Source organism: Pseudoxanthomonas spadix BD-a59 (assembly GCF_000233915.3).
In the GTDB taxonomy this organism is placed as follows: domain Bacteria; phylum Pseudomonadota; class Gammaproteobacteria; order Xanthomonadales; family Xanthomonadaceae; genus Pseudoxanthomonas_A; species Pseudoxanthomonas_A spadix.
In genome coordinates this window covers 1356081-1382151 of record NC_016147.2, presented here as the reverse complement: position 1 = coordinate 1382151, position 26071 = coordinate 1356081, and the positions used below count along the sequence as shown (strand labels likewise).

The following is a 26071-nucleotide window of genomic DNA, read 5'->3' as shown; positions in this document are numbered from 1 at the left end:
CCGATCTACCGGACCTGCGGCGCCACCACAAGCGCGGCGTTGCACCGCATCTCCAATCTTCAACGCCGGTCTCAATCCGGGCGTGCGCGCAATACCACACTCATCCGCGGCGCCACCGGACCGGCGGTCTTGGGGATGCCGTGCTCGTGGGTGCGCTGGGAGGCGTGGCTCATCATCAACAGGCTGCCCGGCGCCAGTTCCAGCGACCAGGTCCTGGGTGTGTGCATGGCGCGGATCCGCATGCGCCGCGGGCCGCCCAGCGACAGCAGCGCGATCGGCTGGCCCGGGACCAGCATGTGCAGCTTGTCGTGATGCATGGCCACGCTGTCGCGGCCGTCGCGGTAGAAGTTCAATCCCACCTCGGTGTACGGCGCCGGCACCCTGCCCTGGACCACGGCCAGCATCTGCGCCAGCGGCAGCTGCGCCGGCAGCGCGTCCAGGCGATAACCGGCGCGCAGGCGCGGGACCTCGACGATGCGCTCGTACATCGGCCGCCGTTCGTGCTTCCAGTGGGCGTGGGCGCGCAGCGTGTCGAACCAGCGCGCGGCGGTGGCCGGATCGACCACCTCCGGCCAGTAGCGCATGCCGCCTTCCGCATCGTCGAACACCGTCAACGGCTGCGGCGCGAACAGGTCGTGCGGGTGTGCGTTCATCGGAAATCCCGCGACGGCAGCGACAGCGCACCCAGCATGGCGCTCAGGTCGCGCAGGTCGCCGGCGATCAGGTGTTCGACCCCGTCCACCCGCTCCCAGCGCCCGCGCACGGCCAGCAGGCGCGACTCCAGCAGCGCGCGGCGCCGACGCATGGCCAGGTGCGACCACACGATCACGTTGATCATGCCGTGCTCGTCCTCCAGGGTGACGAAGAAGGTGCCCTTGGCGGTGGCCGGGCGCTGGCGCTGGGTCACCAGCCCGGCCACATGCACGCCACTGCCATGGCGCCTGCCTTGAAGATCGCGCAGGCCCAGGATGCGCTGGGCGCGCAGCCGTGGGCGCAGCAGCGCCAGGGGATGGGCCTGCAGGCTCAGGCCGAGGCTGCGGTAGTCGGCGGTGACCTGCTCGCCAAGGCGCGGCGCGGGCAGCTCGACCTGCCGTTCTTCGGGACTGCCCGGCAGCAACGGCCGCTGGCGTTCGATGCCGGCCACCGCCCAGCGCGCGGCATTGCGGTTGCCGACCAGCGCGTGCAGGGCGCCGGCTTCGGCCAGTGCGCTGCGCGCCTTTTCGTCCAGTTGCGCACGCAGGCACAGGTCGGCGACATCGCCAAACGGCTGCCGCCTACGTGCGGCCATGATCGCCAGCCCGGCCTTTCCCGATAGCCCTGCCACCTGGCGCAGGCCCAGGCGGATAGCCGGCTGCTGGCCTTGGTCATCCTCACCGCGCCAGGGCGTGCCGCCGACCAGCGTGTTGTCCCAGTCGCTGTGCATCACGTCCACCGGCAGCACCTGGATCGGCTTGCGGCCAGCGCGGCCACGGCGTGCGTCCTGCACGATCTGGCTGGGCGAATAGAACCCCATCGGCTGCGCATTCAACAGTCCGCAGGCAAAGGCGGCCGGTTCGTGCCGCTTCAGCCAGCAGCTGACGTAGACCAGCTTGGCGAACGAAGCGGCATGGCTCTGCGGAAAGCCGTAGGAGCCAAAACCCTTGATCTGTTCGAAGATCTGGTCGATGAAGTCCGGCGCGTAGTGTTTTTGCTCCATCAAGGCGCGGATCCGCGCGCGATGCGGTTCCATGTCGCCGCCACGCCTCCAGGCGGCCATCGAACGGCGCAGGCCATCGGCCTCATCAGGCGAATAGCCGGCATGGATCACCAGTTCCATGACCTGTTCCTGGAACAAGGGCACGCCCAGGGTTGGCCCGAGGATGTCTTCCACGCCCTGGGAAGGATACGTGGGCTTTTCCAGGCCCTGGCGACGGCGCAGGTACGGATGGACCATCTCGCCCTGGATCGGCCCGGGACGCACGATCGCCACTTCGATCACCAGGTCGTAGAACCTTGCAGGCTTGAGCCGCGGCAGCATCGCCATCTGCGCACGCGATTCGATCTGGAACACCCCCACGGTGTCGGCCAGCTGGATCATCGCGTAGGTCTGCGCGTCCTCCCCGGGAATCGTGGCGATCTGGTAATCGCGCCGGCGGTGCACCCGGATCAGGTCCAGGGTCTTGCGGATGCAGGTCAGCATGCCCAGGGCCAGGCAATCGACCTTGAGCATGCCCATGGTCTCAAGGTCGTCCTTTTCCCATTGGATGATGGTGCGATCGGCCATGGCCGCGTTCTCCACCGGCACCACGGTGGACAGGGCCTGCTCGGCGATGACAAACCCGCCGACATGCTGGGAGAGATGGCGCGGCTTGCCTTGCAGCTGCCCGGTCAGCGCCAGGATCTTGGCGATCAACGGGTTGGCCGGATCGAACCCGGCTTCCTCCAGGCGCTGTTCGATCGGCGTCTGCTCATTGCCCCAGCCGAAACAGTTGGCCAGCAGCGAGATCTGATCCGGCGGCAGGCCGAAGGCCTTGGCCACATCGCGCACCGCACTCTTGCCGCGATAGCAGATCACCGTCGCGGCCAGGGCCGCACGATGCCGGCCATACTTGCCGTAGATGTACTGGATGACTTCCTCGCGCCGTTCGTGCTCGAAATCCACGTCGATGTCCGGCGGCTCGTTGCGTGCCTTGGACAGGAACCGGGAGATCAGCAGGCGGTTTTCTTCCGGGTCCACGGCGGTGATGCCCAGCGCGTAGCACACCGCCGAATTGGCCGATGACCCCCGCCCCTGGCACAGGATCTGCCGCGACCTGGCAAAGCGCACCAGGTCATGGACGGTGAGGAAGAACGCCTCGTACCCGAGCTCCTCGATCAGCGCCAGTTCCTGCTCGATGTCCTGGCGGACCTTGGCCGAGATCCTCAGCCCACGCGCGTCCCAGCGCTCGCCGATGCCGGCTTCGGTCAGCTCACGCAGATGGCTGGTCGCGGTGTGCCCGGCGGGCACCAACTCGGCCGGATAGTCGTAGCGCACGTCGCGCCTGAGATCGAATCGGCTGCAACGCCGGGCCAGTTCCACCGCTGCCTGCAGCAGTTGCGGCGGATAGATGTTGCCCAGCGCCCGGCGCGAACGCAGGTGGCGCTCGCCGTTGCGGAACAGCAGCGCGCCGGCCTCGGCCAGCGGCACGCCATGGCCGATGGCGGTGAGCGTGTCCTGCAAGGCGCGGTCGCGGCGGTTGGCCATGTGCACATCGCCGCTGGCCAGCGGCGTCATGTCCAGCTGGCGGGCGAGCGCCAGCAGCGCATCCAGCCGCGCTGCATCATCGCACTCGCGGTGCAGCTCCACCGCCAGATAGGCGCGCTCACCGAACACCTGCTGCAGCCAGCGCCCGGCTTCGGCCTGCGGCAGGCTGCCCGGCAGCCACAGCGCGAACAGCTCGGGCGCCGCATCTTCGAACTGCGCCTGCACATCAGCACGGGTCAGCGTGTAGTGACCCTTGGCGGCTGCGCGCCGCGCGGTGGTGATCAGCGCGCACAGCTGGGTGTAGCCGGCGCGCGTTTCCACCAGCAGGACGAACCGGGTGCCGTCGACCAGGGCGAACTCGCTGCCGACGATCAGCTTGACGCCGGTGGCCTTGGCCCCTTCCCAGCCGCGCACGATGCCGGCCAGCGAGCATTCGTCGGTGATCGCCAGGGCTTGGTAGCCACACCTGCCGGCGCGCTCGAACAACGCCGCTGCATCGGAGGCGCCACGCAGGAACGAGAAATCCGACAGGCAATGCAGTTCGGCATAGGCCGGCAGGCCATCGTCCTGGCCGCCCTGCAGCAGATCGTCATTGGCCGCCTGCTGCAGGCGCGGAGGCCTGCGCCAGGCACGCGGCATGCGGCCACCGGGCGTGTCGCGATCCAGCCCGTCGATGGCCTGCTCCCGGCTCACCCGAACCACCCATGCAGCATCCAGCCGGCATCGCGCACGCCTGCCGGCTGGAACGCCCAGGCGCGCTGGCCGTGGACGGTTTCCACCACGTAGTAATCGCGGCGGGCGTCGCCGTCATCCCACCAGCCGCTTTCCAGGCGCTCGGGGCCGGAGATGATCCTGGCCATGCCCTGCAGCGGCACCGGTTGCGGCAGCAGCCAGGCCGGACGCGGTGGGCGTGCCGGCGCGCTCTGCACCCCACCGGCCAGTGCATCGCCGCTGGCGCGGCGCCAGGCGCGCTCCGGGCGCGGATCGCCGGCCGGTTCGACCCGATACACCGCCTGGTCGCCCAGCCGCGCGCGCAGGCGTTCGCGCAGCTGCGGCCAGTCCAGCGCCTGCTGCGGGCGTGGATCGAACAAATCACGCGCGGCCGGCACGAACGGCGGCAGCTGCCGCGCCAGCAGGCGCACGCCGACCACCGGGCGATCGATCGCCACGCGCTCGAGCCGGTTGCGGGCCAGTTCGAACAGCATCGCCTGCTCGCGCTCCGGTGCCAGCAGGCCCACCTCCACGTCGCTGTGGCCGTGCTCATGCTCCAGCCGCAATACGAAATGCTGCACGCCGCCGTCGCGGATGGACAGAGACATGCACAGCTCGCCGATCAGGCGCCGCAGCGGGAACAGCAGCGCCATGTGGCTCTCGACCTCGTAGCCCATTTCCACGCGCGCGTCGAAATGGTCCGGCGGCCTGTACCAATCAAGCGGATCGTCGGCCTGCCCGTACAGCCGATCCAGGTGATCTAGCAGCGCCGCGCCAAAGCGCCGCCGCAGCGCATCGCGCGGCAGTGCGCGCAGCGCAGCCAGCGTGCGCAGCCCCATGCGCTGCAGCCGTTCGCCGCTGTCTTCGGGCAGGTGCGCGCGCCGCACCGAGACTCCATCGAGCACCTGCTGCAAGCGCTCGATGTGGGCAATGGCCAGGCCGTCTTCCAGCCCGGCCAGCACGTAGGCCGCGCGCGGCGTGGGGGCCAGCGCCAGACGATGACGGAAGCCCAGTGCGGCCAGCTCGTTGCGCAGGCGCCGGGCGAACTGCGGCCAGGGCCCGAACAGGCGAAACGATGCACGCGCCTCCAGCACGATCGCGTGCGGCCACTGCTGGCTGACCAGAGAGCTGTGCCGGTAGGCCCAATTGGCCAGCAAGCACTGGCTGCGCGCCTGCTCGCGCGGATCGAAATCGACCGTCTCCACCTTGGCCATCAGCGCATGCGCGGCGGACAGGCGCATGCCCGCTTTCAGGCCCGCCTGCGCGGCGGCGGCATTGACCGAATGCAGGCGGCGCAGCTGCGCCGGGCCTTCGACCAGCACCAGCGGCGTATCGGTTGCCGGGTCCGGGCGGCGGCGCAGGATGCTGTCCATCGCCAGGTGCGGCAGCAGGATGCAGGCCCAGAGCATCAGCGCGCCGCCTGCGGCGTGGCGGTTGCTTCAGCGTCGCAGCGCAAGGCCGGATTGCACGGCAGTGAAGGGTGCGATGCCATGGCCGGGCCTCAATGGACCAACCGCAAGGGCTGCGACGGCACCTGCGCGCCGCGGCATTTGCGCACGTGCCAGGCACCGGTCTGGCTGCGGTATTCCAGGCGCAGCGCCGCGGGCGAGGCGTTGACCGCATGGCGTGCATCGCGCAGGGCGAAGCCGCAGCAGTGGCCGCTGTCGGCCGCCACCTGCAGGCGCCGCAGCGCGCGCTCATCGGCCGTCTGTGGCCAGCCCAGCACCGCCGCGAAGGCTCCGCTGCGCAGGCATTGTTCGAACGCCCACAGCGCATCGCGCGGCTCGGCCTGGATGACGTCCAGCTGCGCCAGGTCGATGCCGCCGCCCTGCCAGGCCGGCGCGTAGGGGATGTACGGCGGCGCGACCAGCGCCACCCGCCCGCCGGCAGCAGTCATCCGCGCCAGAGCCGGCAGCAGCAGCGTGATCTCGCCGATGCCAGCGGCCGGCAGCAGCAGTTCGGTCAGCGCCTTGCGCGGCCAGCCGGCGGTAGGCAGCAGCGCGTCCAATGCGGCATGGCCGCTGGCTTCACCCGCATGCTGGATCGCGCCGCCGCGCCCTGCCCGCCAGACCGTGCGCGCGGCCAGCAGGTCCTCCAGCGCCATGGCCTGGGCTGGCACAGCGGACGCTGCTCGAGGTGGCACCGGGGCCATCGCTCAGCCCTGCCGGACCAGGCCGCAGTACAGGCCTTCGATGGCGAAGTCCGCGCCGGCCGGCACCACGATCGGCGCATGGGCCGGGTTGCGCGGCAGCAGGCGGATCTGGCGCGGGCCGTGCTCCAGGCGCTTGATGGTCAGCTCGCCCTCGACCCGGGCCACCACGATCTGCCCGTTGCGCGCCTCGGCGCTGCGATGCACCCCGACCAGGTCGCCATCGACGATGCCATCGTCGATCATCGAATCGCCCTGCACCCTGAGCAGGTAATCCGGACGCAGCGAGAACACGCCGGCATCGAGCAGCAGCTGCTGGTCCAGGCCGATGTCCGCGCCGATCGGCACGCCGGCAGCGACCCGGCCCAGCACCGGCAGCGACAGCAGCGCGGCGCCGCGCCCGGCGCCCGGCAGGCGGATGCCACGGCGCTGGCCGGCCTGCAGCTGGATCAGCCCGACCTGGGCCAGCGCCTGGACGTGCTTCTGGGCGGCATTGCGCGAGGAAAAACCGAAGGCGGCGGCGATCTCGGCCAGGCTGGGCGCGTGGCCGAGCGCGGCCTGTTGCTGCAGAAAGGCCAGCACGGCCGCGCGTTTGGGGGGCAAGGTATCCATGGGTGTACATTTGTACACCGATTCGGTCGCACGCGGCGAGATTCATGCCGGCCACCCCACTTTGCGCCGCAGGCGCGGGCGGTTTATAGTCCACCCGTATAACATCCGTTATAACCAACAGGCCGCTGCCATGAAGCTCAAGATCACCACCATCGGCAATTCCGCAGGCGTCATCCTGCCCAAGGACCTGCTGGCGCGGCTGCGCCTGGGCAAGGGCGATGAGCTATATGCGCTGGAGACGCCGGACGGAATCAAGCTGACCGTATTCGATCCCGAACTGGCCAGGCAGATGGAAGTGGCCGAGCAGGTGATGCGCAATCGCCGCAGCTTGCTGAACAAGCTCGCGCAGTAGGGATGACACCACCATGATCGTCTGGATCAGTCGTGCATTGGTCCTGGCCATTCACGATCGGCAACTGGCCGAGCATGGCGGCGCCAGCGGCGTGCGCGATGATGCCTTGCTCGACTCGGCCCTGGCACGGCCGCAGCAACTGTTCGCCTATGGCGACCCACCCCCCGACATTGCCGCGCTGGCAGCCAGCCTGGCGTTCGGGCTGGCCCGCAACCATCCGTTCGTGGACGGCAACAAGCGCACCGCAGCGGTCGTCTGCGAAACCTTCCTGCTGCTCAATGATGTGGAGCTGGATGCCGATGACCTGACACTTTATCCGGTCTATCTAGGGCTGGCCGACGGCTCCCTGGACCAAGCCCAATTCGCCGACTGGCTGCGGGTCCACCTCAAGCCCAAGCCGGGCAGCCAAGTGCACGAAGCCGCGGCGGGCTATCGCCGCTGATCGACACCTTGCACTGGCGAGATCCCTGTCACGCCATGCGTGCGCCCGCAGCAATCCCAGCATCAGCTTGACCAGCCAGGCACGCCGACTTCGACCGCGAAGCGGCCGATGACCTGGGGACCATGGTCGTCGGTTTCGAGCGCGCTGGCATGACGCCGACGGCGGCACTGAGCAAGGCGATGAAGCTGGCGTACAAGATCGACCTGACCAAGCCCTCGGCCGAGGACACCAGCAGGACCAAGGCGAAGGAAGCGCCGGCCCAGAAGAAGGCCGATGCGGCCAAGGCCGTCGATACGGCAAAGCGCCAGCCGCCAGACGCTGGCGATCGCGGCGTCAACCGCGACAGCACGAAGATCCGCATTGCAGAGCTTTCGGACGCCGAGTTTGACAAGCTCCCGGAATCCAAGAAAGCGGAGTTGCGGGGCGACTACGCGTAGCCCTTCACCGGGGTTTGAAACAGACGGCGCCTCCGGGCGCCGTCTTCAATTAATTCTTATAATTCAATCGTTTACATACCGTTTCAGCTGTTGTAGCGTTCTCCACATCAACCGAACAACCCGGTTGTTACTCGTCCGCCAACGCGTCAGTTTGGCAACGCTTCGCGGGGCGAAAACCGTGTTACTCGCAGACCTGAGCGTGATCCAGGTGACGACGCGGCCATTCCGGCCACCACTCACTTTTCAGAGATCATACCCATGGCAACTACCAATTTCGCCGCCCTTACCGCTGAGCAGTACACCTGGTCCCGCCAGTTCTGGCGCTCCGCTGAGTCAGGGCGCGGCCACGTTCGCGCGTGCGCAGGGGCTCAAAGAGCGCAGCATGGGCAAGTACGTCAACCGCAACAACAGCTTCCACGAGTGGCTGGCCGACAACATCGCCCGCGCGCTGGAAGGCAAGCGCGAGACCCAGTCGGTGGTTGGTATGTTCTTCGCCGACATCGCCGAGAAGCTGCGCAAGCTCTACGCGGCCATCGCCGGCGACCCGAAGTTAGCCAAGTACAAGCCGGCGCCGACAGTCGAAGCGTGGGTCAACGACCTGTTCGACGGCAACATCGCTGCGGTGCGCCAAGTCACTGGAATCACGGGCACGAAAGCCGGGGCCGAGAGTGAACACCGCCCCTTCGCGCGAGGGCGACGCATCGAACCAACCACCTGCGCCCCCGAAGAAAGCTGGTGGCACCCTGCGCGAGTTCGATCCGAGCACGGCGGGGTTCGCCGAGCTGATGCGCTACAGCCGCGAGTTCCTCACCCCGGATGTGCGCGGCATCATCGACCGTGGGCTTAGCACACCAGCGTCCAAGGCGATGATCGACGCGGTGTTTGGCGATATGCCGCGCGAGTCTGCGCTGCTCAACAACGCGCGCACAGCGCTCGAAGCGCGGTTCGCCGCCGGGTACATCATCTGGCGCAGCGGCGAGCTGACAACTACTGCGCGCGACTTCTCCAGCACCGAGTCGATCAAGCTCGGCCCCAAGACCCGCAGTGCCATGCTCACCGTGAAGGATGACCTGGCCAAGATCCTGGGGCTGGCTGGCAAGGGGGACGTAGCCGAGCGGATTTTCCAGGACATCGCCGTGCGGCGTGTGGAGCGGATCAAGAACCTGAAGTCGGCGCATGCCACTATGGATAACGATGCGCTCCAGGACCCCGATGTGCGGCGCGCGTATCGGCTCAGGAGCAGGAACGGGGTGAATGATGACCTGGTGCCACGTTACGACCCGATGGCCCGTGAGGCCCGCGAGCGTGGGACGAAGCAGAAGCTGTTCAACCAGGCGGCCGAGATAATCGGCGTCGTTGGCGAGGCACTGAGCCGGGCCGTGGACGGGAAGTGGGCGCGGTTGAGCGGGCACAACGTACCGGCGCTGCGCCAGATCGGCGTGCTGCTGCAGAAGCCGCATGGCAGCGCCGGCGAGGATCGTGGCTACATCCCGGCCGCCCGTGACGCCCTCGCTCGCCGCAGCAACTACCTGCGCCGTGCGGTAGCTGGCATGAAGCGCGGCGAGATGGCCCGGGCCATGACCCTGCTGCAGTCCGGGGCGACCGACCTGTCGGCAGAGCGTCCGGTGGTGCAGGAGGCGGTGGCGAAGATCCGCGCCTTCAACGTCGAGATGATGGGCTACATGCGCGAGGCCGGGATGAACGTCGGCAACCGCGGGGCCAACTACTTCCCAGTCATGCTTAACGTGGTGACCGACGCCCAGAAGAACACGCTGCGCACGCCGGCGACCCTCGCTAAGCAGGCCAAGCCGCATTCCGCCGCTTCCGATTGCAGGATCGTTTTCACAGGGCGCCGTTAATCAACGATCAGGGTTTGCTGTGTCCGCGCGCCACCCTTCGGCTCCACCACATAGCGGTACTGTCCAGAACGAAGGAACAGCAGAGCCCGATCGTCAGGCCCCTCGAGCAGGACCCGGTCGGCAGGCACCGCGTCCTCGCCCTCGCTGGCGTAGATCGCGGCGACCAAGCACGGCCATGCGTCGGCGCATGCGCGTGTGTCCGGCTGAATGCCCTTACGGCGCCCCCCCAAGGTGAGCCACCCCGAGTGCGCTGTGCGTCCATCCTTGCGTGCCTTGTGCAGAACAGTGACATCCACACGATCAGGTTTGCTCGCCCAGCCGACTCCCTTGGCATCCACGAGAACGTAAGGCTGCAGCGAATCGGTCTTGGGCGGCAAATCACACCCAAGGAGGCCAGCGGTCTGATCGATCGACAGGATCTTCCCACTGATTTGCCTCTGCAGCCGCTCGGCCATCCATCCATCGGCTTTCCAGATGTGGGAATAGCCTGCGATGACCGCGACCTTGGCGTGAGGATCGGAGGCGATCAGCTTGGCCAGCGCATCGGCCTGCCCAGCCTCGCGCTCGTCACGGGATTTGGCCTGCAGGGTCTCGTAAGCAACCAGGGTAAACCCCTGCGCGATGGCCTCCCGTACCATATCGGCGTAGATCGGCTCGCGCAGATAGAACCCGGCGGCAGACTGGTCGAGTGGGTAGCCGCGCGAGGGCAAGGCGGGATCCTGCAGTGCCATCATGGATTGGCCCTGCGGCGGTTCGTCCGATGCGGGCGCGAGCGCCTCCATTGCCAGATACTTGAACCCAAGCGCGCGCAGCACTGGCAACAAGTCGTACAGGAAGACTCGCGTGGTGACCATCGAGTGGGATTCGTTGATCATCACGACCTGCGCTTCGGCGGCGAACCTGCGCAATGCCATCAGCGCCGGCTCGGGCGTCACACCCGTCGCAGGACACGAGATGGGTTTTCGGCCGGCGGGAAAGGCCGCGTAATAATGATCCTCTGCATCCTGATAGCGCCCGAACATCGCATCGGTCATGGACAGCAATTGCGCTGCCTGCGCCTGCTCCTTGCCTGCCATCCGCGCATAGAGCGATTGCAGCCGCTCGTACTCGGCGAATGCGTCGCCCTTGTCCTGGGTAATCTTGCCGAATGCCTCCTGAAACCTAGGCATCGCGGATACAGTGGGCTCAGCAGCGCATGCGCTACACGACCACAGCAGAATACCGAGCGCGAGGCCAAGCCCTCCTTCAATTGCCCACTTGCTCATGATGCACGGTGCTCCTTCATCGTGGTGATTGACTGGCCGTTCTTGCCGTTGAACTGAAACTGCAAGCTGACCGCATTCCAGTCCATTTTTGTTGCGCCTCAGGACCCTATCCGGCGATCCTATCAGTCTCGATTTGGCTAAGCGTAGGCAGGTTCCTCCACGAGGTCGTCCAGCTTCCTGGATAGTTCCTCTGCGAATGCCCGCGACACCTCGCCGGCGACGAGATCATCCAGCCGGCCCCTCACCGTACGCCCCGGAACCCAATCCGGACGAACTTGCCTGGGCGCACATCAAGTCAGAGATCGCCAAGGCTACCGTACAGACCAAAGACGATCTGAAGGTACGGGTTGAGCGCGTGATGCGTCGTTTGCAGAAACTACCGCAGATCGTGGCCGGCTTCTTTCGACACCGACCTGCGTGTACGCAGCTATGTGAGGCTTTGTTAACGTAGTTATTATTAATAGTAATGCCGCCCGGCATGGCATCTCCATCCTCTACCAGAGGGCTGCGATCATTCTGGAGGAGATGGCGATCGCGCACGAAACCTGCGACATCGAAGAGGTGCGCAATCAGTACGCCCGGCCACAGTTGCTCATCCTCGATGACTTCGGCCTAGCAGCCTGTCGGACTTTGGCCGGCCGGGCTGCGAATCCGCCTGTGCGGTCCATCTTTCCGCCGCTTCTTGGCCCATAGCACCACTATGGGCCGGCGAACCGTCGAAAATCTGACCTCGCACAGCCGAATTCTCGCCTCGACCACCAAAGCCCGACAGGCTGCTAGTCGGGCTGATTCAGCGTCACAAGACCGATCTGCTGGAACTGGTCGAGCGGCGGGCGGAAGGCTCGACCATCGTGGCCGGGCAGATGCCGATTGGGAAGTGGCACAAGTACATCGGCGATCCAGCGGTGGCCGATGCGATCATGGATCGGCTCGTGTACTCCAGCATGAAGATCGAGCTCAAGGGCGAATCGTTGCGCAAGACGCGGGGCAAGCCGGGCGGCTAACGCCAACGCTGCAAGTCCGCGGGCCGGGCAACCGCTCCGCGGTGGTCCGCGGATGTTTTGCCGGTCAGTCAGCCACCGCAATCTCAGGTCCCCGGCCGCGCCATCGGTTTGGGATCGGTGATCTCACCGCCAGGCTGGGCGCGTCCGGCCATCTCGGCGCCGGCATCGGGCGCCAGCTTGCTCATCGTGTAGACCGAACTGGCCGAAATCAGGCCGATGGTGAGGAAGGCAAAGGTGAAGTTGATCGGCGCGCCGGTGGCCTGCCCGGTGGCCAGGCTGGTCAGGCTCAGTGCATAGCCGCCGACGGTCACACCCAGCGCCAGCGAGACCTGCTGGACCATTGCCGCCAGGCTGGTGGCCTGGCCCATCCGCGCCTGGTCCACCTCCGAATAGATGATCGCGTTGAGGCTGGTGAACTGCAGCGAACGGAAGCAGCCGCTGACCAGCAGGATCGCGACCATCAGCAGGTACGGCGTCCCGGGCCGGAACAAGCCATAGGTGCACAGCATCAGCGAGGCGGCCACCGCGTTGAACACCAGCACCCTGCGAAAGCCGAAGCGCTTGAGAATGCCCGCGGCGAGGGTCTTCATGAACATGGCCCCGGCGGCCGAAGTAAAGGTCACCGCGCCGGACTGCAGCGGATTCAGACCGAAGCCCAGCTGCAGCATCAGCGGCAGCAGGAACGGGATCGCGCCGATGCCGATGCGAAACAGCGAGCCGCCGATCACGCCGATGCGATAGGTCGGCAGCTTCAGCAGTCCCAGGTCGATCAGCGGGTGCCGGTGCCGCCGCGCGTGCATCACGTAGGCTGCCAGGATCGTCACGCCGGCGGCCACGCACGCCACGGCGGTCCAGGTGCCGACCATGTGCCGGCCCAGCGTGGCCAGGCCGAACATCGACAGCGCCAGGCCCGCACCGGACAGCACGAAGCCGGTCCAGTCCAGCGACTTGACCTCGCCCTTGAGCAGCGGGATGTACTTCCACGCCAGCCAGATGCCCAGCGCGCCCATCGGCAGATTGATCAGGAAGATGAAACGCCAGTGGCTGTAGGTGGTGATCAGGCCGCCCAGCAAGGGCCCCAGGATCGGCCCCAGCAGCGCCGGGATCGTCAGCCAGCTCAAGGCGCGCACCAGATCGGCCTTGGCCACGCTGCGCAGCAGCACCAGCCGGCCCACCGGCACCATCATCGCCCCGCCCATGCCCTGGATGAAGCGCGCCAGCACCAGCCATTCCAGCGAAGTGGACACCGCGCAGCCCAGCGAGCCCAGCAGGAACACCCCGATCGCGCTCATGAAGGTGGGCCGCGCACCAAACCGGTCCGCCACCCAGCCGCTGACCGGGATGAACACCGCCAGCGCCAGCAGGTAGGCGGTCAGTGCCATCTTCAGTTCCACGGGCTCCACCGCCAGGTCCGCGGCCATGGCCGGCAACGAGGTCGCGATGGCGGTGGAATCCATGTTCTCGATGAACAGGGCCGTGGCGACGATGAGCGGGAGCAGGCGTTCGGGTTTCAACGGAACCGGTGGGCAACAGCAAGGAAGGAGAAATGTTCGCGCAAGCGCCCTTGGCGCCACGTGAGCCGCACCGGCACGCCGCCCCGATCAATCCGATCGCCGACACCGGCTAACGCCAGGCCAGTCCGTACCAGCGCGCGATCGCCGGCGGCAGCCGGTCGGCAAGGTCGATGTCCAGCGCGCGGTCACCATCCAGCACGTTGCGCAGGGTCTGCTGGGCGGGGCGCCCGCGCCGCCTCGCCCGGCGCCGGCTCCCAACCGAACACGCTGCGCCCGCCATAGCGATGCGACTGGCGCCGCTCCTGGTCCAGGTAGGCATCCAGCGATGGTCCGCCGGCGTGCGCTTCCAGCTGGCGCGCCTGCGCATCCAGCCGCGCGATCGCCGCGAGCTTTTCCTCATTGCCCAGCCTGGCCTGCTGCACGGCGGTCCTGAGCACGCCGATGGTGTGGTCCAGCACCGCGGTCGGCACCGGAAACGGATGCCGGTCCTTGCCGCCATGGGCCAGCGAGAAACGCGCCGGATCGCTGAACCGGCACGGCGTGCCGTGCAGCACTTCGGCCACCATCGCCAGCGCGCGCACGGTGCGCGCACCGACCCCGGGCACCTGCAGCAGTTGCGCGAAGTCTTTCGGGCCCTGTTCGGCCGCGGCGGCCAGGCTGCCATGCAGGCGGCGCAGCACGATGTCCTGCGCACGCACGTCGTGATGGTCCGGCAGCGACAGATGCGGCTGTACGGCCGGGTCCCACGCCCACCGGTCGGGCCAAGCGGCTGGCGTGGCGAACAGGTCGCCGGTGACCGGCACCGCCGCCTTGGCCCGCGCCCGCGCGGCGCGCCTGCTCGCAGCGGCCGAGGGCGTGGCCAGGTGCGCATATTCGCGCGCGATCTCATGCGGGCCCAGCGCCTGCAGCAGCTCCACCTGCGCCGCACGCGCGCCGGCCGCACGCCGGTCGGCCAGGTTGACGATGTTGCCCTGGCGCGGCCCATCGATCGCCGCATGCGGGGCATCGACGAAATCCTTCAGCCCCTCCGACAGCCAGTGATAGCGGCGCGCCTGCCTGCTGGCGGTGTTCATGCCCTGCTGCACCACCACCCAGCGGCCTTCGTCGCTGACGATGAAGCCATGCAGATACAGATCGAACCCATCCTGCACCGCGGCGCTGTCCACCTTGGCCACCAGCCGGCTGGCGCGCGCCAGTGCCGCGCCATCCACGCCGGTGCGTTCGCCCACCGCCAGCAGCTCCTCAGGCGTGGCGCGCGAATGCCGGCCGCGGCCGCCGCAGACATGAATCCCCAGTTCGCCCGACAGCGGCGCCAGCCCGCGCTTGAGCGCGCCGATCACGCTGGTGGTGATCCCCGAGGAATGCCAGTCCATCCCCATCACCGCGCCAAGGGACTGGAACCAGAACGGATGGGCCAGCCGGCGCAGCAGTTCATCGCGCCCGTAGCTGTGGACGATGGCCTGGCACATCACCGCCCCCAGCCGGGTCATCCGCTGTCCCAGCCACGCCGGCACGCGCCCGCCATGCAGGGGAAGATCGGCGCTGCCGGCGCGGCGGGTCACGGAACGGCTCTCATCGCGCAACCCTGGCCCATGCCCATCTCAGCACCTGAGACGGCAGGCCAGGTGCATCAGGCAAGCGCCAAGATCGGCACGTTGCCATTGCGGCTCTCGCGCACAGACTGCGCGACCCGCGTCCACGTCCGACGCCGGCCGCCGCCCCCGGCTTCACTCAAGATTCTCGCCTGCGCTGCCGATAATGAAATCAGTTCCCATCACCACGCGCCACAACCCATGCCCTCGATTCCCGTCTGTCGCGCCTGCCGCGATGGGGACGCGCTTTCCCTGGACATCACGATGGCCTTCCAGCCCATCGTCGCGGTCTCCAGCCGCGTGGTCTTTGCCCACGAAGCGCTGGTGCGCGGGGCCCATGGCGAAGGTGCTGCCCAGGTGCTGGCCCAGGTGACCGCCGACAACCGCTACGCCTTCGACCAGGCCTGCCGGGTCAGGGCGATCGAGCAGGCCGCCGCGCTGGCACTGCCGGCGCTGCTGTCGATCAACTTCATGCCCAACGCGGTCTACAACCCGGCGCACTGCCTGCGCGCGACCGTGGCGGCGGCCACCCAGCACGGCTGGCCGCTGTCCTCGATCCTGTTCGAAGTGACCGAGCAGGAGGTCATGCGCGACCCGGCGCACCTGCTGGACATCCTGCGCACCTACCGCGACGTCGGCCTGAAGACGGCCATCGACGACTTCGGCGCCGGCTACTCGGGCCTGAACCTGCTGGCCGACTTCACCCCGGACCTGCTGAAGCTGGACATGCACCTGGTGCGCGGCATCGACCAGGACCGCAAGCGCCAGGCCATCGCCCGCCACGGGGCCGCGCTGGCCCTGGAGCTGGGCATCGCAGTCATCGCCGAAGGCATCGAGACCGCCGACGAATCGCGCGCGCTGCAGGATCTTGGCATCGACCTGCAGCAGGGCTACCTGTTCGCCCGCCCGCAGCTGGACGGGCTGGCGCCGATCCATTGGCCGGCCTGAGCCTGGCCTCGGCAGGCGCTGTGCTTCAACGCACGCGCCCGGATGCCCGGCATCCTTGCCTTGTCCAACCTGGACGACCGTCGGCGTTTGCTGCAACCGACAGGTAAACGCGCCTTCGAGGATGATTCGGCGCTCTGATACGGGAAATCCAGGCGTCAGGTCTGTCGTTCAGCCCTTCCCTGAAGGGCTCAACCCGCCGCCGGGACGGTCGTTTCCGCGGCTTCGCGCTGCAGCCCCTCGGTCAGCTGGCGGATATCGTTTTCGTCCAGGGTTTCCCGCGCCAGCAGCTCGCGCGCGCAGCGTTCCAGCACCGCGCGATTGGTCTCCAGGATGCGATATGCACGCGCGAACACGCCCATCACGATGTCGCGGATGGCCTGATCGATGCGCGCCTGGGTCGTTTCGGCCACCTGCAAGCCGCCGTGCGCCAGCTCGGGCACGTCGAGGAAGCGCGGCCGCTGCGGCTCGTAGGCGACATAGCCAAGTCCCTCGTCCATGCCAAAGCGGGTGATCATGTCGCGGGCGATATCGGTGGCCCGCGCCAGATCGTCCGCCGCCCCGGTGGAGAGCTCGCCGAACACCAGCTTCTCGGCCGCGCGCCCGCCCAGCAGCACCGCGATCTTGTTTTCCAGATCGGCGCGCGTCATCAGAAAGCGGTCTTCGGTGGGACGCTGCAGCGTGTAGCCCAGCGCGCCGATACCGCGCGGGATGATCGAGATCTTGTGCACCGGGTCGGTGCCCGGCAGCGACAGCGCCACCAGCGCGTGGCCCATCTCGTGATAGGCCACCGTTTCGCGCTCCTTGGGGTTGAGCACACGATTCTTCTTTTCCAGGCCGGCCACGATGCGCTCGATGGCGCTGGTGAAATCCTGCAACTCCACCGCCTGCGCCTTGCGCCGGGTCGCGGCCAACGCCGCTTCGTTGACCAGGTTGGCAAGATCGGCGCCGGAAAAGCCGGTGGTCAGCGCCGCGACCTGTTCGAGATCGACCTCGCTGGCCAGGGTGACCTTCTTGACATGGACCTTGAGAATCTCCAGACGACCCCGCTTGTCGGGCCGGTCCACCAGCACCTGACGGTCGAAGCGCCCGGAGCGCAACAGCGCCTGATCGAGGATTTCCGGACGGTTGGTGGCGGCGAGAATGATCAGGCCGACCGAGCTGTCGAACCCGTCCATCTCGGTGAGCAACTGGTTGAGCGTCTGCTCGCGCTCATCATGCCCGCCCATCGGTCCGCCGGCGCCGCGCGCGCGGCCGAGCGCATCGAGTTCGTCGATGAAGATGATGGCCGGTGCCTTGGCGCGGGCCTGCTCGAACAGGTCGCGCACGCGCGCGGCGCCCACGCCGACGAACATCTCGATGAATTCCGAGCCAGAGATGGAAAAGAACGGCACCCCGGCCTCACCGGCCACCGCCTTGGCCAGCAGCGTCTTGCCGGTGCCCGGCGGGCCCACCAGCAGCACGCCCTTGGGAATCCGCGCCCCCAGGCGGCCATAGTCCTGCGGGTGTTTCAGGAAATCGACGATCTCCACCAGTTCGGCCTTGGCTTCGTCCACGCCGGCGACATCGGCGAAGGTGACGCCGGTGTTCTTCTCCACCAGGACCTTGGCGCGGCTCTTGCCGATGCTCAAAAAGCCCCCCATCCCCTGCTTGTCGGCAAAGCGGCGGAACAGGAAGAACCAGACGCCGAAGAACGCAACCGCCGGCAGGATCCACGACAGGATGTCCCGCAGCCAGGTGTTTTCCACCACGCGGGTGTAGCGCACGTCGTACCTGGACAGGCGATCGGCCAGCTCCGGTTCCACCCGGGTGGCGACGATGGTGGTCTTGCCGCTACTGTCGGGCGATTTCAGGCGCCCGGTGACGGTGCGGTCGGACACCAGCACCTCGGCCACGCGCCCTTCCTCCAGCGCCTTCTCGAACTCGCTGTACGGCACCGGCTCGACCGTCCTGGCCACTTGCCAATAGTTCTGCAGCATCAACAGGAACACGAAGGCGAAGATCCAGTAGCCGACGTGCCACTGATTTTTCTTTTCCATCACCGATCTTCCTCGAACAGAGCTGGCCCCGGCAATCTGCCCCGTCCGATGGCTCGATCACCAGCGCTCGGAGGCGATGATATCGCCACCCAGGCAGCGCAACGTGACCGATGCACCGGCTGGACTGGCGGCTTCAAACGCAGCTTCGCTGGCGCTTTTTGCCATGGCCCGTCTTTAGCGGATGAGCTGGATATCCAGATCCGGGCTCAGCCCGGACCAGGCCCGGTCCGCGGTAAGAACTGGGAGTTGGCGTTCCATCGCCAGCGCCAGACAGGCGCGATCAGCCAGCGACAGCCCGTGGTGGCGTGTCTTATCCCACAACAGGGCGGCGATTTCGGCCTGCTCCTGCGTGAACGGCATGAAGATGACGCCCGCCTCCGCGAATTCCTGCCGCATCCCGGCAATATCGACCTGACGGCGCAGGGATTTCTGCACGAGTTCCGACCAGTTCACCGCGCAGACCATGGCGCCCGCCGATACGAACCAGACCCGGTCGGCCCCTGGCTCGGCGTGCAGAAACGCCAGCAGACTCGAGGCATCAAGGACCAGCGTCACCCCCCTCCGCCGCCTCCTTCGCTGCCTCGGCGCGACGCTCGGCGATCAGCTCATCCACCAGACTGATCTCTTTGGGGATGTGGCGAAACCGATCCTGGAGCCGTTTCTCGATCGCCTCGCGCCGCTCCAGGACTAGTCTTTCGCCCTCTTGCCGGGCGATCAGCCGATCCCCCGGCTTCAGGTGCAGCGCCTTGCGCAGCGCGGCGGGAATGACCAATCGCCCTTGCGCGCCGACCTGGACTTCGTTGTTTGAAGGATGTATTGCCACATCGCCTCCATCGTGCCTACGGCAACGAAGTGTGGTACATGCTCACGACCGGTGCCAGACATTTCCGCTCCGCTGATCCGCCCGCCAGCCCAACCGACCAGAGGGCTGTTTCAAGCGCCGCTTCGCTGCTCGCTTCATACGACGGCAGATCGCCTGCCCGGCTGCCGTCCCGATTCCCGCCTCGGGAGGCGATCGAGAAGGAAATCGCCGGGTTCAATCACGTGTTGCACTTGATGCTTGAGACCGCCTTTCGCGCTGCTGCTGCATATCGCAACAGATGCCCGGGCACGATGAATCGGCCGCTCATGGCAGCAGCGGCAAGCCAAGCTCTTGCAGGAACGCGTTGTGCCTGTTTTTTGCGGCGCGCAGTTCGCCATCAAGTTTCACCAGCTCGGCATGGGTCGCGGCCAAATCGATTTCCGCTTCCGAACCGGCAGTGCTGACGTAGCGCGAGATATTGAGGTTGTAGTCGTTGTCGATGATTTCCTGCATGGGCACGCGGCGCGCGTACCGCTCGATCGGCTCTTCAGGCCGTTGCTGGTAGGTTTGGACGATTCTGGCGATGTCGCTGTCGCCCAGCTGGTTCTGCCGTTTGCCCTTGGTGAAGTGCGCGGCGGCGTTGATGAACAGCACGTCGTCCGGCTTCTTGCACTTCTTCAGCACCAGGATGCAGACCGGTATGCCCGTGGAATAAAAAAGGTTGGCCGGCAGGCCGATCACCGTGTCGATGTGCCCGTCGGTGAGCAGCTTGGTGCGGATGTCCGCCTCCTTGCCGCCGCGAAACAGCACGCCATGCGGCAGGATGATGGCCATCACGCCGTCGTCCTTGAGGTAGTGCAGGCCGTGCAGCAGGAAGGCGAAGTCGGCCGCGCTCCTGGGCGCCACGCCGTAATTCTTGAATCGCGGATCCTGGCTTGCCTCGTCTTTGGGTTCCCAGCGGTAGCTGAAAGGCGGATTGGCCACCACGGCATCAAACTGCGGCTTCTTCGCCGGATTGGTTTCGCGCAGCCAGTCCCAGTCGTTCTTCAGCGTGTCGCCGTGGTAAATCTCGAACTCGGTGTCCTTCACCCCGTGCAGCAGCATGTTCATGCGTGCCAGGTTGTAGGTGGTGATGTTGGATTCCTGCCCGTAGATGCGGCCGATGCTGCCGCCGGCATCGGTCATGCGGTGGCGCACGTTGAGCAGCAGCGAACCCGAGCCGCAGGCAAAATCGAACACGCTGTCCAGCTTGGTGCGCGTGCCGGTCTTTGGCTCCTGGCTGTCCAGGGTGACGATGGCCGAGAGGATGTTGGAAATCTGCTGCGGGGTGTAGAACTCGCCGGCCTTCTTGCCGCTGCCTGCCGCGAACTGGCCGATCAGGTATTCGTAGGCATCGCCCAGCGTGTCGCTGTCGGTGGAGAACAGCGCCATGCCGCGCGCGATCTCGCTGATGATGGAGCACAGCTTGGCGTTGCGGTCGTGGTACTTGCGGCCAAGCTTGTCCGAGCCGAGGTTGATCTCCGAGAACAGGCCCTGGAAGTGGCTCTGGAAGGACTCTTCCTCGATGTACTTGAAGCCGGCCTGCAGCGTATCCAGCAGCGTGTCGTCCTGGGTCCTGGCCAGGTGGACGATATGGCCCCACAGATACCTGGGCTGGATGACGTAGTGCGCCTTGCGCCGCATCTGCTGTTCGAACTGTGCCACATCCGCAGGGTTTTCCGCATACCAGACCGACAGCGGAGTCTTGCCGGCATTGCCGATGGCGTTGGGGTCCGGGTAGTCCGAGCCCAGCTCCTTCTTCGCCGCCGCCTCGTAGTTATCCGAGAGGTAGCGCAGGAACAGGAACGAGAGCATGTAGTCGCGGAAGTCGTCCGCGTCCATCGTGCCGCGCAGCTGGTCGGCGACGGCCCACAGGGTCTTGCCGAGTTGTTTCTGGTCGTTTTCGGTCACCGTGCCGAATCCCTGTCGGTCTTGGTCTGGTTGCGCAGGGTATCGGCGGAAATCCACACCGTTTGGCCGTCACGCACCACGACCAGGTCGGTGCCGGTCTGGATCGCCGTCTTGCGCGCCAAGGCGGCTGCACGACGCAACGCCGTCAGCGAAGCACGCAGATCCGGATCGCTGGCCTGGGAAATATCGCGCGGATTCATCACTTCTGGCTCCAGTCAAGCAGGGCGGGCTCCTCGCCCGCGTTATCGTACAAAGCCCAGGTGTCCACTTCCTCCTTGTAGATCGCGTCCAGGTTCCGCAGTCCGGCATCAAAGCGGCGCCGGATCACGTCGTCGGGAATGTCATGGCCGCCCTGACGTACACGCATCGCCACACGGGCGATGGCAGTGCCTGCATCGGGCAGGCGCAGGAAGAACAGGCTGACGTGGTATCCCAATCCACGCCAGCGCCGGATGTGCCACCGGTAGCCGACGCCGGAAAGCGTGGTTTCGAACGCGAAGCTTTCACCGCGGGCAACACAGGCGTTGATCTCCTCCAGCATCAGCCGCGCCGCCTCCACCGCCGCTGCGTCCGGTGCGAAGGGCGACAAGCCCGCCGCGATCAGGTCGGCATTGATGAAGCGGGGACACTGCGCCTCCTCGGGAAGAAACGAACGGGCGAAGGTGGTTTTTCCGGCGCCGTTCGGGCCGTCGAGGATGAGGATCTTCTTGCTCATGCGGCGACGACTTCCCGCGACGGGAACAACTGCTGCATCAGGCCCTGCTTGTGGGTCTTGAGGGCGGCGAGTTGGTTGGATTCGGCGGTGATTTGGGTGTCGAGGGAGGAGAGGCAGTCGGCGATGCGACGCTGTTCTTTCTCGCTAGCCGGCACCGCACACTCAACCTTGTTGAGCACGTCAACAGACAATCCTGGCTGGGCTTGTCCAGTCGCGAATCGATTCAAATTCAGCAGATCTAGCGTGTAAAAGAGCCAGTCAACATCAACTCCTGGCCTCGGTGAGGCAACGAGTGCATGCTCAGTAGCGTGGAAATCACCCCGGGCCAACTGAACGTTGCCGCAGAGTGCCCCTTGACGTCCGATCAACGAGTAAATCCCGGAATGTGTGAATGTTCTGGTATAGCCGCGAATGCCATTCCCGCCATAGCACGGATACATACCTTCGCCCTGTTTCTCGGCTATTGCCGAGGCTGAAACGAACTTGCCGGCTTGCATCTCGCAAATGCAACTTAGCGCTTTCTGCGCCCACTCCGGCGCGTTGCGGAACTCGGGGAAGCGGAGGCGGGGGCGGGTTTCGCCTTCGCGGGGGAAAAGCTGCTGCATCAGGCCGCGTTTGTGCGCCTTCAACGCCGCAACGATCCGCCCCTGCGCGGCAATCACCTCGTCCAGCGACGTCAGGCAGTCGGCGATCTTTTGTTGTTCATCTATGTTCGGGAGGAAAACAGGGAGGCTTGATAGATTTTCCCTGCTTATACGTTGGCGCGTCGATCCAGATGAAAGCGCGGCGACTTCACGAAAGTAGTTCTCGGTTTGCGAGTGGGCGATGAACAGGGAGGGAATAATTTTCTTCTCATCGAATCGAACGATCGTGCAATCAACTGCCGTAATCATCCGCGCGCCAATATCGGGGAGAAGACAAGACCGCCCCGCTGGGTCTGGAAGTCGAGAGACCAAGCAGTCGCCTGGAAAGACCTCCGTGCAACGAAGTCTCACAAAGGTTTCGGCAGAGATGTAACGGGTTTTTCCACTCTTCTCAATGAAGACGCCTACTCCAATATTTCCCGTCTGAATAAGCCGAAAGCCGCTTTCGGATTGGTCTTTCGATTCAATCCAATCACCGTCAAGGAATTCCGTTGCTAACTGTTTAAGGGTGTGCTCTTCCCACGAACCCTCCTCCCGAAACTCCGGAAACCGCAGCCTCGGCATCACCGTCGACGCACCCTGCTTCGCCATCATCATTCCTCGTACGCCTTGAGCCCGGCAATCTCGCGTCCACCCGCCCGCTTGTTCAGCAACGGCAACAGATCGCCCATCAGCGCCAGTTCCTTCTGCGTGCGCGCCTTCCAGCCCAGATCGAGCGGCGAAAGCAGCTCGGTGAGCTGTTCGCCGTCGAAGATGCGGCGGGCGAGAATGGCATCGACGAAGGCCCGCAGCGCGGTCACGGGCAGACCGTGCTTGTCGGACAGCGCGGCCATTTCCTGCGCCGCCCTGTCCTGCTTGAAACGTTCGTAGCCGGCGCGGATGGCGGCCTCGTTGAGCCCTTCGCCGGCCTTGAGGCCACGCACGTACTCACTGATGTCCTCGCGCTCGTCCATGAACTTGGCATCAGAGGCGATCAGGCCGATCAGCTGCTCGCGGCTCATGCTGGCCTTGCCGGGCGCCTTGGCCGAGTAGTCGGCGATCAGCTTCATGATGTAGTCGTAATCGATGGTGCTGGAGGCAAACAGCACGAACTCGAAATCGAGCTGGTCAATCTGCTCATCGGCCGCCCCGTCTTTCTGGCCTGACCACTTGGCCTGCTGGGCGCGCAGCCGCTGCGCGGTTTCCAGATAGGCACCACGGAAGGCGTTGTGCTCGTCGCGCGGCAGCACCTGGTCGATCTGCTGCGCCTGTTCGGGTGTGAGGTCGGTGTACTGGTCCAGCTGCACTTTGAGCTTCTGCACCTGCTTGAAGTGCTCGACGAAGGCGGCGCGGGCGGCGTCGCCCTTGAGGTTGGCGATGTCGTCCGGCTTGCCGCTGAGCCCCTGCGAGGCCATGAAGCGGTCGAGCCTGCCGCGCGCGTCCTTCAGCTTGTCGATGACCACGGGCGCGGTGTCGACCAGCCAGATCTCCCGCGCCTTGTCGGCCTTGGCGCCGGAGAACAGCGCGATGGCCGCATCCACCTCCTTCTGCTGGCCGCGGAAGTCGAGGATGTTGCCGTAGGGCTTGGTGTCGTTGAGCACGCGGTTGGTGCGGCTGAAGGCCTGGATCAGGCCGTGGTGCTTGAGGTTCTTGTCCACGTACAGGGTGTTGAGGTACTTGCTGTCGAAGCCGGTGAGCAGCATGTCCACCACGATCACGATGTCCAGCTTCTCGCGGCCCTTGTGCGGCAGGTCGGCATTGGGGAACTGCTGGTCCTTGATGCGCTGCTGCACGTCCTGGTAGTAGGCGTCGAACTCCTCGATGCGGTGGTTGGTGGAAAAGCGCGCGTTGTAGTCGGCGATGATCGCTTTGAGCGCGTTCTTCTTGGCCTCGGGATCGTGCTTGTTGTCTTCCTGCTCCTGCGGCAGGTCCTCCTGCAGCTGCCTGACATCGGGGCTGACGTCGGCTGGCGGGGAGAACACGGCGGCGATGTTGAGCGGCTGCCAGTGCGGGTCGGCCTGCTGCTTCTCGGCCTGCGCCACCGCGAACAGCTTGAAGTATTCGATGGCGTCGTTGATCGATGCGGTGGCGAGGATGGCATTGAAGCGGCGCCCGCCGGTGGCGGTGTCGTGCTTGGCCAGGATGGCATCGACGATGGCGCGCTTGGCCAGCGTTTCGCCGGGCTTGGGCGGGCGTTTGCCGTCGGGTTTGTAGTAGTCCACGTGGAAGCGCAGGACGTTCCTGTCCTCGATGGCGTGGGTGATGGTGTATTCGTGCAGGGACTGCTGGAACAGGTCTTCGGTGGTCTTGAGCGTCTGCTCTTCGCCCTCGATGCGCTTGTAGCTGGCGTTGGCCTCGAAGATCGGCGTGCCGGTAAAGCCGAACAGCTGGGCCTTGGGGAAGAACTCCTTGATGGCCTGGTGGTTGTCGCCGAACTGCGAGCGGTGGCATTCGTCGAAGATGAAGACGATGCGCTTGTCGCGCAGCGCTTCGAGCTGCTCGGTGTGGCTGGCCAGCCCGCGCCTTTCGCGGCTCCTGTTGCGCTTGCTGTTTTCGTCCAGCGCCAGGCCCAGCTTCTGGATGGTGCAAACGATGACCTTGTCGGCCGCATCGTCGGACAGCATGCGACGCACCAGTGCGCCGGTGTTGGTGTTTTCCTCGACGCAGCCTTGCTGGAAGCGGTTGAATTCCTCGCGGGTCTGGCGATCCAGGTCCTTGCGGTCCACCACGAACAGGCACTTCTCGATGGCCGGGTTGGCCTTGAGCAGGGTGGAGGCCTTGAAGCTGGTGAGCGTCTTGCCGCTGCCGGTGGTGTGCCAGATGTAGCCGTTGCCGAGGTTCTTGTCGATGCACTCGACGATGTTCTTGACCGCATAGATCTGGTAGGGCCGCATCATCAACAACTTCTGCTCGCTGGCCACCAGCACCATGTAGCGGCTGATCATCTGCCCGAGCGTGCACTTGGCCAGGAACGCTTCGGCGAAGGCGTCGATGCCGTTGATCTTGGTATTGTCCGGCGCGGCGTACTGGTAGATCGGCAGGAAGCGTTCGTCCGCGTTGAACGCGAAGTGGCGTGCGTTGTTGTTGGCGAAGTAGTAGGTGAAGTCACGGTTGCTGACGATGAACAGCTGGATGAAGCACAGCAGCGTGCGGGTATAGCTGTTGCCCGGGTCGTTCTTGTACTCGACGATCTGCTCGATGGCCCGGCGCGGGTTGATGCCCAGGGTCTTCAGCTCGATCTGCACCGCCGGCACGCCGTTGATGAGCAGCAGCACGTCATAGCGGTGATAGCTGTACTCGGTATTGATGCGGAACTGGCTGGCGACCTCGAAGTCGTTTTTGCACCAGTCGTTGATATTGACCAGCGTGTAGTTGAGTGGCGTGCCGTCGTCGCGGGTGAACGCGTTGCGGTGGCGCAGCGTCTGGGCGGCCTTGAACACGTCCGGCGTGACGATCTCGTCCAGCAGGCGCTGGAACTCGGCATTGGTCAGGCTGACCCGGTTCAGCGCCTGAAACTTCTCACGGAAGTTGCGCTCCATGGCCGCACGGTCACGGATGTCCGGGCGCAGGGTGTACTTGAGCTCTCCGAGCTTGTCGATCAGCTCCTGCTCGATGGAGCTTTCCTTGACGTGCATGGCACCCTCGTTCCCGGACGAGCAGCGCGGTGCCTTGAGAGACATCCAGGCCGCATGGTTTGAGGCGCGAGTTTACCGGCTGCCTCCACTCCTGAACCATCGAGGCCGCGCCGAGGCACGCGAAAAGCAAAAGGCCCCGCGATGCGGGGGCGTGATTTGCGGCGGCGGGCTGAAAACTCAGCGCTTGTGCTGCTTCAATCCT

Annotated in this window: 24 protein-coding genes; 8 read left to right on the top strand and 16 right to left on the bottom strand. The window is 65.9% G+C overall.

Annotated elements, in window-relative coordinates; genetic code table 11:
- Positions 1-71: 71 nt before the first annotated feature.
- The 5 genes from DSC_RS06225 to lexA form a co-directional block, all read right to left on the bottom strand.
- On the bottom strand, positions 72-653 hold the full coding sequence (locus DSC_RS06225; protein ID WP_014160290.1) for an alpha-ketoglutarate-dependent dioxygenase AlkB: 582 nt from the start codon (positions 651-653) through the stop codon (positions 72-74).
- Positions 650-3916 carry an error-prone DNA polymerase gene (locus tag DSC_RS06220; RefSeq protein WP_014160289.1) on the bottom strand — a complete coding sequence of 1089 codons (3267 nt, stop codon included), beginning with the start codon at positions 3914-3916 and terminating at the stop codon, positions 650-652. Before DSC_RS06220 ends, DSC_RS06225 begins: the two co-directional genes overlap by 4 nt.
- Entirely contained in the window at positions 3913-5343 is a 1431-nt protein-coding gene (locus tag DSC_RS06215) for a Y-family DNA polymerase (protein WP_014160288.1), read from the bottom strand. The genes DSC_RS06220 and DSC_RS06215 overlap by 4 nt, the downstream gene beginning before the upstream one ends.
- 92 nt (positions 5344-5435) lie before the next feature.
- The gene (gene imuA / locus DSC_RS06210) at positions 5436-6038 is read right to left on the bottom strand and encodes a translesion DNA synthesis-associated protein ImuA (RefSeq protein ID WP_014160287.1); all 603 of its coding nucleotides are present in this window, start codon (positions 6036-6038) and stop codon (positions 5436-5438) included.
- 51 nt (positions 6039-6089) lie between these two features.
- Positions 6090-6695: a transcriptional repressor LexA gene (gene lexA / locus DSC_RS06205; RefSeq protein WP_014160286.1), complete on the bottom strand. Its 606-nt coding sequence runs from the start codon at positions 6693-6695 to the stop codon at positions 6090-6092.
- A 130-nt stretch (positions 6696-6825) separates the two neighbouring features.
- Between lexA and DSC_RS06200 the strand changes: the two genes are divergently transcribed.
- From DSC_RS06200 to DSC_RS06185, 5 genes are all read left to right on the top strand, one after another.
- Positions 6826-7047, top strand: a complete 222-nt coding sequence (locus DSC_RS06200) for an AbrB/MazE/SpoVT family DNA-binding domain-containing protein (protein ID WP_014160285.1) — start codon at positions 6826-6828, stop codon at positions 7045-7047.
- 13 nt (positions 7048-7060) lie between these two features.
- A complete protein-coding gene (locus DSC_RS06195) occupies positions 7061-7489 on the top strand; it encodes a type II toxin-antitoxin system death-on-curing family toxin (protein WP_014160284.1) in 429 nt (142 codons plus the stop codon).
- Positions 7490-7611: 122 nt separating this feature from the next.
- Complete coding sequence (locus tag DSC_RS06190; RefSeq protein ID WP_014160283.1) at positions 7612-7926, top strand: hypothetical protein; 315 nt, start codon at positions 7612-7614, stop codon at positions 7924-7926.
- Between the two features lie 382 nt (positions 7927-8308).
- Positions 8309-8773 carry a hypothetical protein gene (locus DSC_RS16545; protein ID WP_014160282.1) on the top strand — a complete coding sequence of 155 codons (465 nt, stop codon included), beginning with the start codon at positions 8309-8311 and terminating at the stop codon, positions 8771-8773.
- On the top strand, positions 8712-9785 hold the full coding sequence (locus tag DSC_RS06185) for a hypothetical protein (RefSeq protein ID WP_148268095.1): 1074 nt from the start codon (positions 8712-8714) through the stop codon (positions 9783-9785). The genes DSC_RS16545 and DSC_RS06185 overlap by 62 nt, the downstream gene beginning before the upstream one ends.
- Here DSC_RS06185 and DSC_RS06180 read toward each other — a convergent pair.
- Positions 9782-11050 (bottom strand): hypothetical protein, encoded by a 1269-nt coding sequence (locus DSC_RS06180; RefSeq protein ID WP_014160281.1) that lies wholly within the window; start codon positions 11048-11050, stop codon positions 9782-9784. The genes DSC_RS06185 and DSC_RS06180 overlap by 4 nt on opposite strands.
- A gap of 453 nt (positions 11051-11503) precedes the next feature.
- Between DSC_RS06180 and DSC_RS17530 the strand changes: the two genes are divergently transcribed.
- Together DSC_RS17530 and DSC_RS15995 are read left to right on the top strand one after the other, a co-directional pair.
- Positions 11504-11743, top strand: a complete 240-nt coding sequence (locus DSC_RS17530) for an ATP-binding protein (protein ID WP_083833493.1) — start codon at positions 11504-11506, stop codon at positions 11741-11743.
- Between the two features lie 80 nt (positions 11744-11823).
- Complete coding sequence (locus DSC_RS15995; RefSeq protein ID WP_083833491.1) at positions 11824-12054, top strand: ATP-binding protein; 231 nt, start codon at positions 11824-11826, stop codon at positions 12052-12054.
- Positions 12055-12137: 83 nt separating this feature from the next.
- Here the strand turns inward: DSC_RS15995 and DSC_RS06170 are convergent, their stop codons facing one another.
- Positions 12138-13568, bottom strand: coding sequence for an MFS transporter (locus DSC_RS06170; RefSeq protein ID WP_014160279.1), 1431 nt, complete (start codon positions 13566-13568; stop codon positions 12138-12140).
- 185 nt (positions 13569-13753) lie between these two features.
- A complete protein-coding gene (locus DSC_RS06165; RefSeq protein ID WP_014160278.1) occupies positions 13754-15130 on the bottom strand; it encodes a DUF763 domain-containing protein in 1377 nt (458 codons plus the stop codon).
- A gap of 231 nt (positions 15131-15361) precedes the next feature.
- Here DSC_RS06165 and DSC_RS06160 point away from each other — a divergent pair, with 231 nt between their 5' ends.
- Positions 15362-16108, top strand: a complete 747-nt coding sequence (locus DSC_RS06160; RefSeq protein ID WP_014160277.1) for an EAL domain-containing protein — start codon at positions 15362-15364, stop codon at positions 16106-16108.
- A 188-nt stretch (positions 16109-16296) separates the two neighbouring features.
- On the opposite strand, the gene ftsH is transcribed toward DSC_RS06160, so the two are convergent.
- From ftsH to DSC_RS06120, 8 genes are all read right to left on the bottom strand, one after another.
- Positions 16297-18144 carry an ATP-dependent zinc metalloprotease FtsH gene (gene ftsH, locus DSC_RS06155; protein ID WP_014160276.1) on the bottom strand — a complete coding sequence of 616 codons (1848 nt, stop codon included), beginning with the start codon at positions 18142-18144 and terminating at the stop codon, positions 16297-16299.
- Positions 18145-18318: 174 nt separating this feature from the next.
- Positions 18319-18699 carry a type II toxin-antitoxin system VapC family toxin gene (locus DSC_RS06150; RefSeq protein WP_014160275.1) on the bottom strand — a complete coding sequence of 127 codons (381 nt, stop codon included), beginning with the start codon at positions 18697-18699 and terminating at the stop codon, positions 18319-18321.
- Positions 18683-18967 carry an AbrB/MazE/SpoVT family DNA-binding domain-containing protein gene (locus tag DSC_RS06145; protein ID WP_202944905.1) on the bottom strand — a complete coding sequence of 95 codons (285 nt, stop codon included), beginning with the start codon at positions 18965-18967 and terminating at the stop codon, positions 18683-18685. Before DSC_RS06145 ends, DSC_RS06150 begins: the two co-directional genes overlap by 17 nt.
- Before the next feature lie 303 nt (positions 18968-19270).
- Positions 19271-20896 (bottom strand): type I restriction-modification system subunit M, encoded by a 1626-nt coding sequence (locus DSC_RS06140; protein ID WP_014160273.1) that lies wholly within the window; start codon positions 20894-20896, stop codon positions 19271-19273.
- The gene (locus DSC_RS06135; protein WP_014160272.1) at positions 20893-21096 is read right to left on the bottom strand and encodes a hypothetical protein; all 204 of its coding nucleotides are present in this window, start codon (positions 21094-21096) and stop codon (positions 20893-20895) included. The genes DSC_RS06140 and DSC_RS06135 overlap by 4 nt, the downstream gene beginning before the upstream one ends.
- Positions 21096-21611, bottom strand: a complete 516-nt coding sequence (locus DSC_RS06130; RefSeq protein WP_014160271.1) for an ATPase — start codon at positions 21609-21611, stop codon at positions 21096-21098. Before DSC_RS06130 ends, DSC_RS06135 begins: the two co-directional genes overlap by 1 nt.
- Positions 21608-22846, bottom strand: a complete 1239-nt coding sequence (locus tag DSC_RS16975; RefSeq protein ID WP_162470506.1) for a restriction endonuclease subunit S — start codon at positions 22844-22846, stop codon at positions 21608-21610. Before DSC_RS16975 ends, DSC_RS06130 begins: the two co-directional genes overlap by 4 nt.
- Before the next feature lie 2 nt (positions 22847-22848).
- Positions 22849-25869 carry a type I restriction endonuclease subunit R gene (locus DSC_RS06120; RefSeq protein ID WP_014160269.1) on the bottom strand — a complete coding sequence of 1007 codons (3021 nt, stop codon included), beginning with the start codon at positions 25867-25869 and terminating at the stop codon, positions 22849-22851.
- Positions 25870-26071 lie beyond the last annotated feature (202 nt).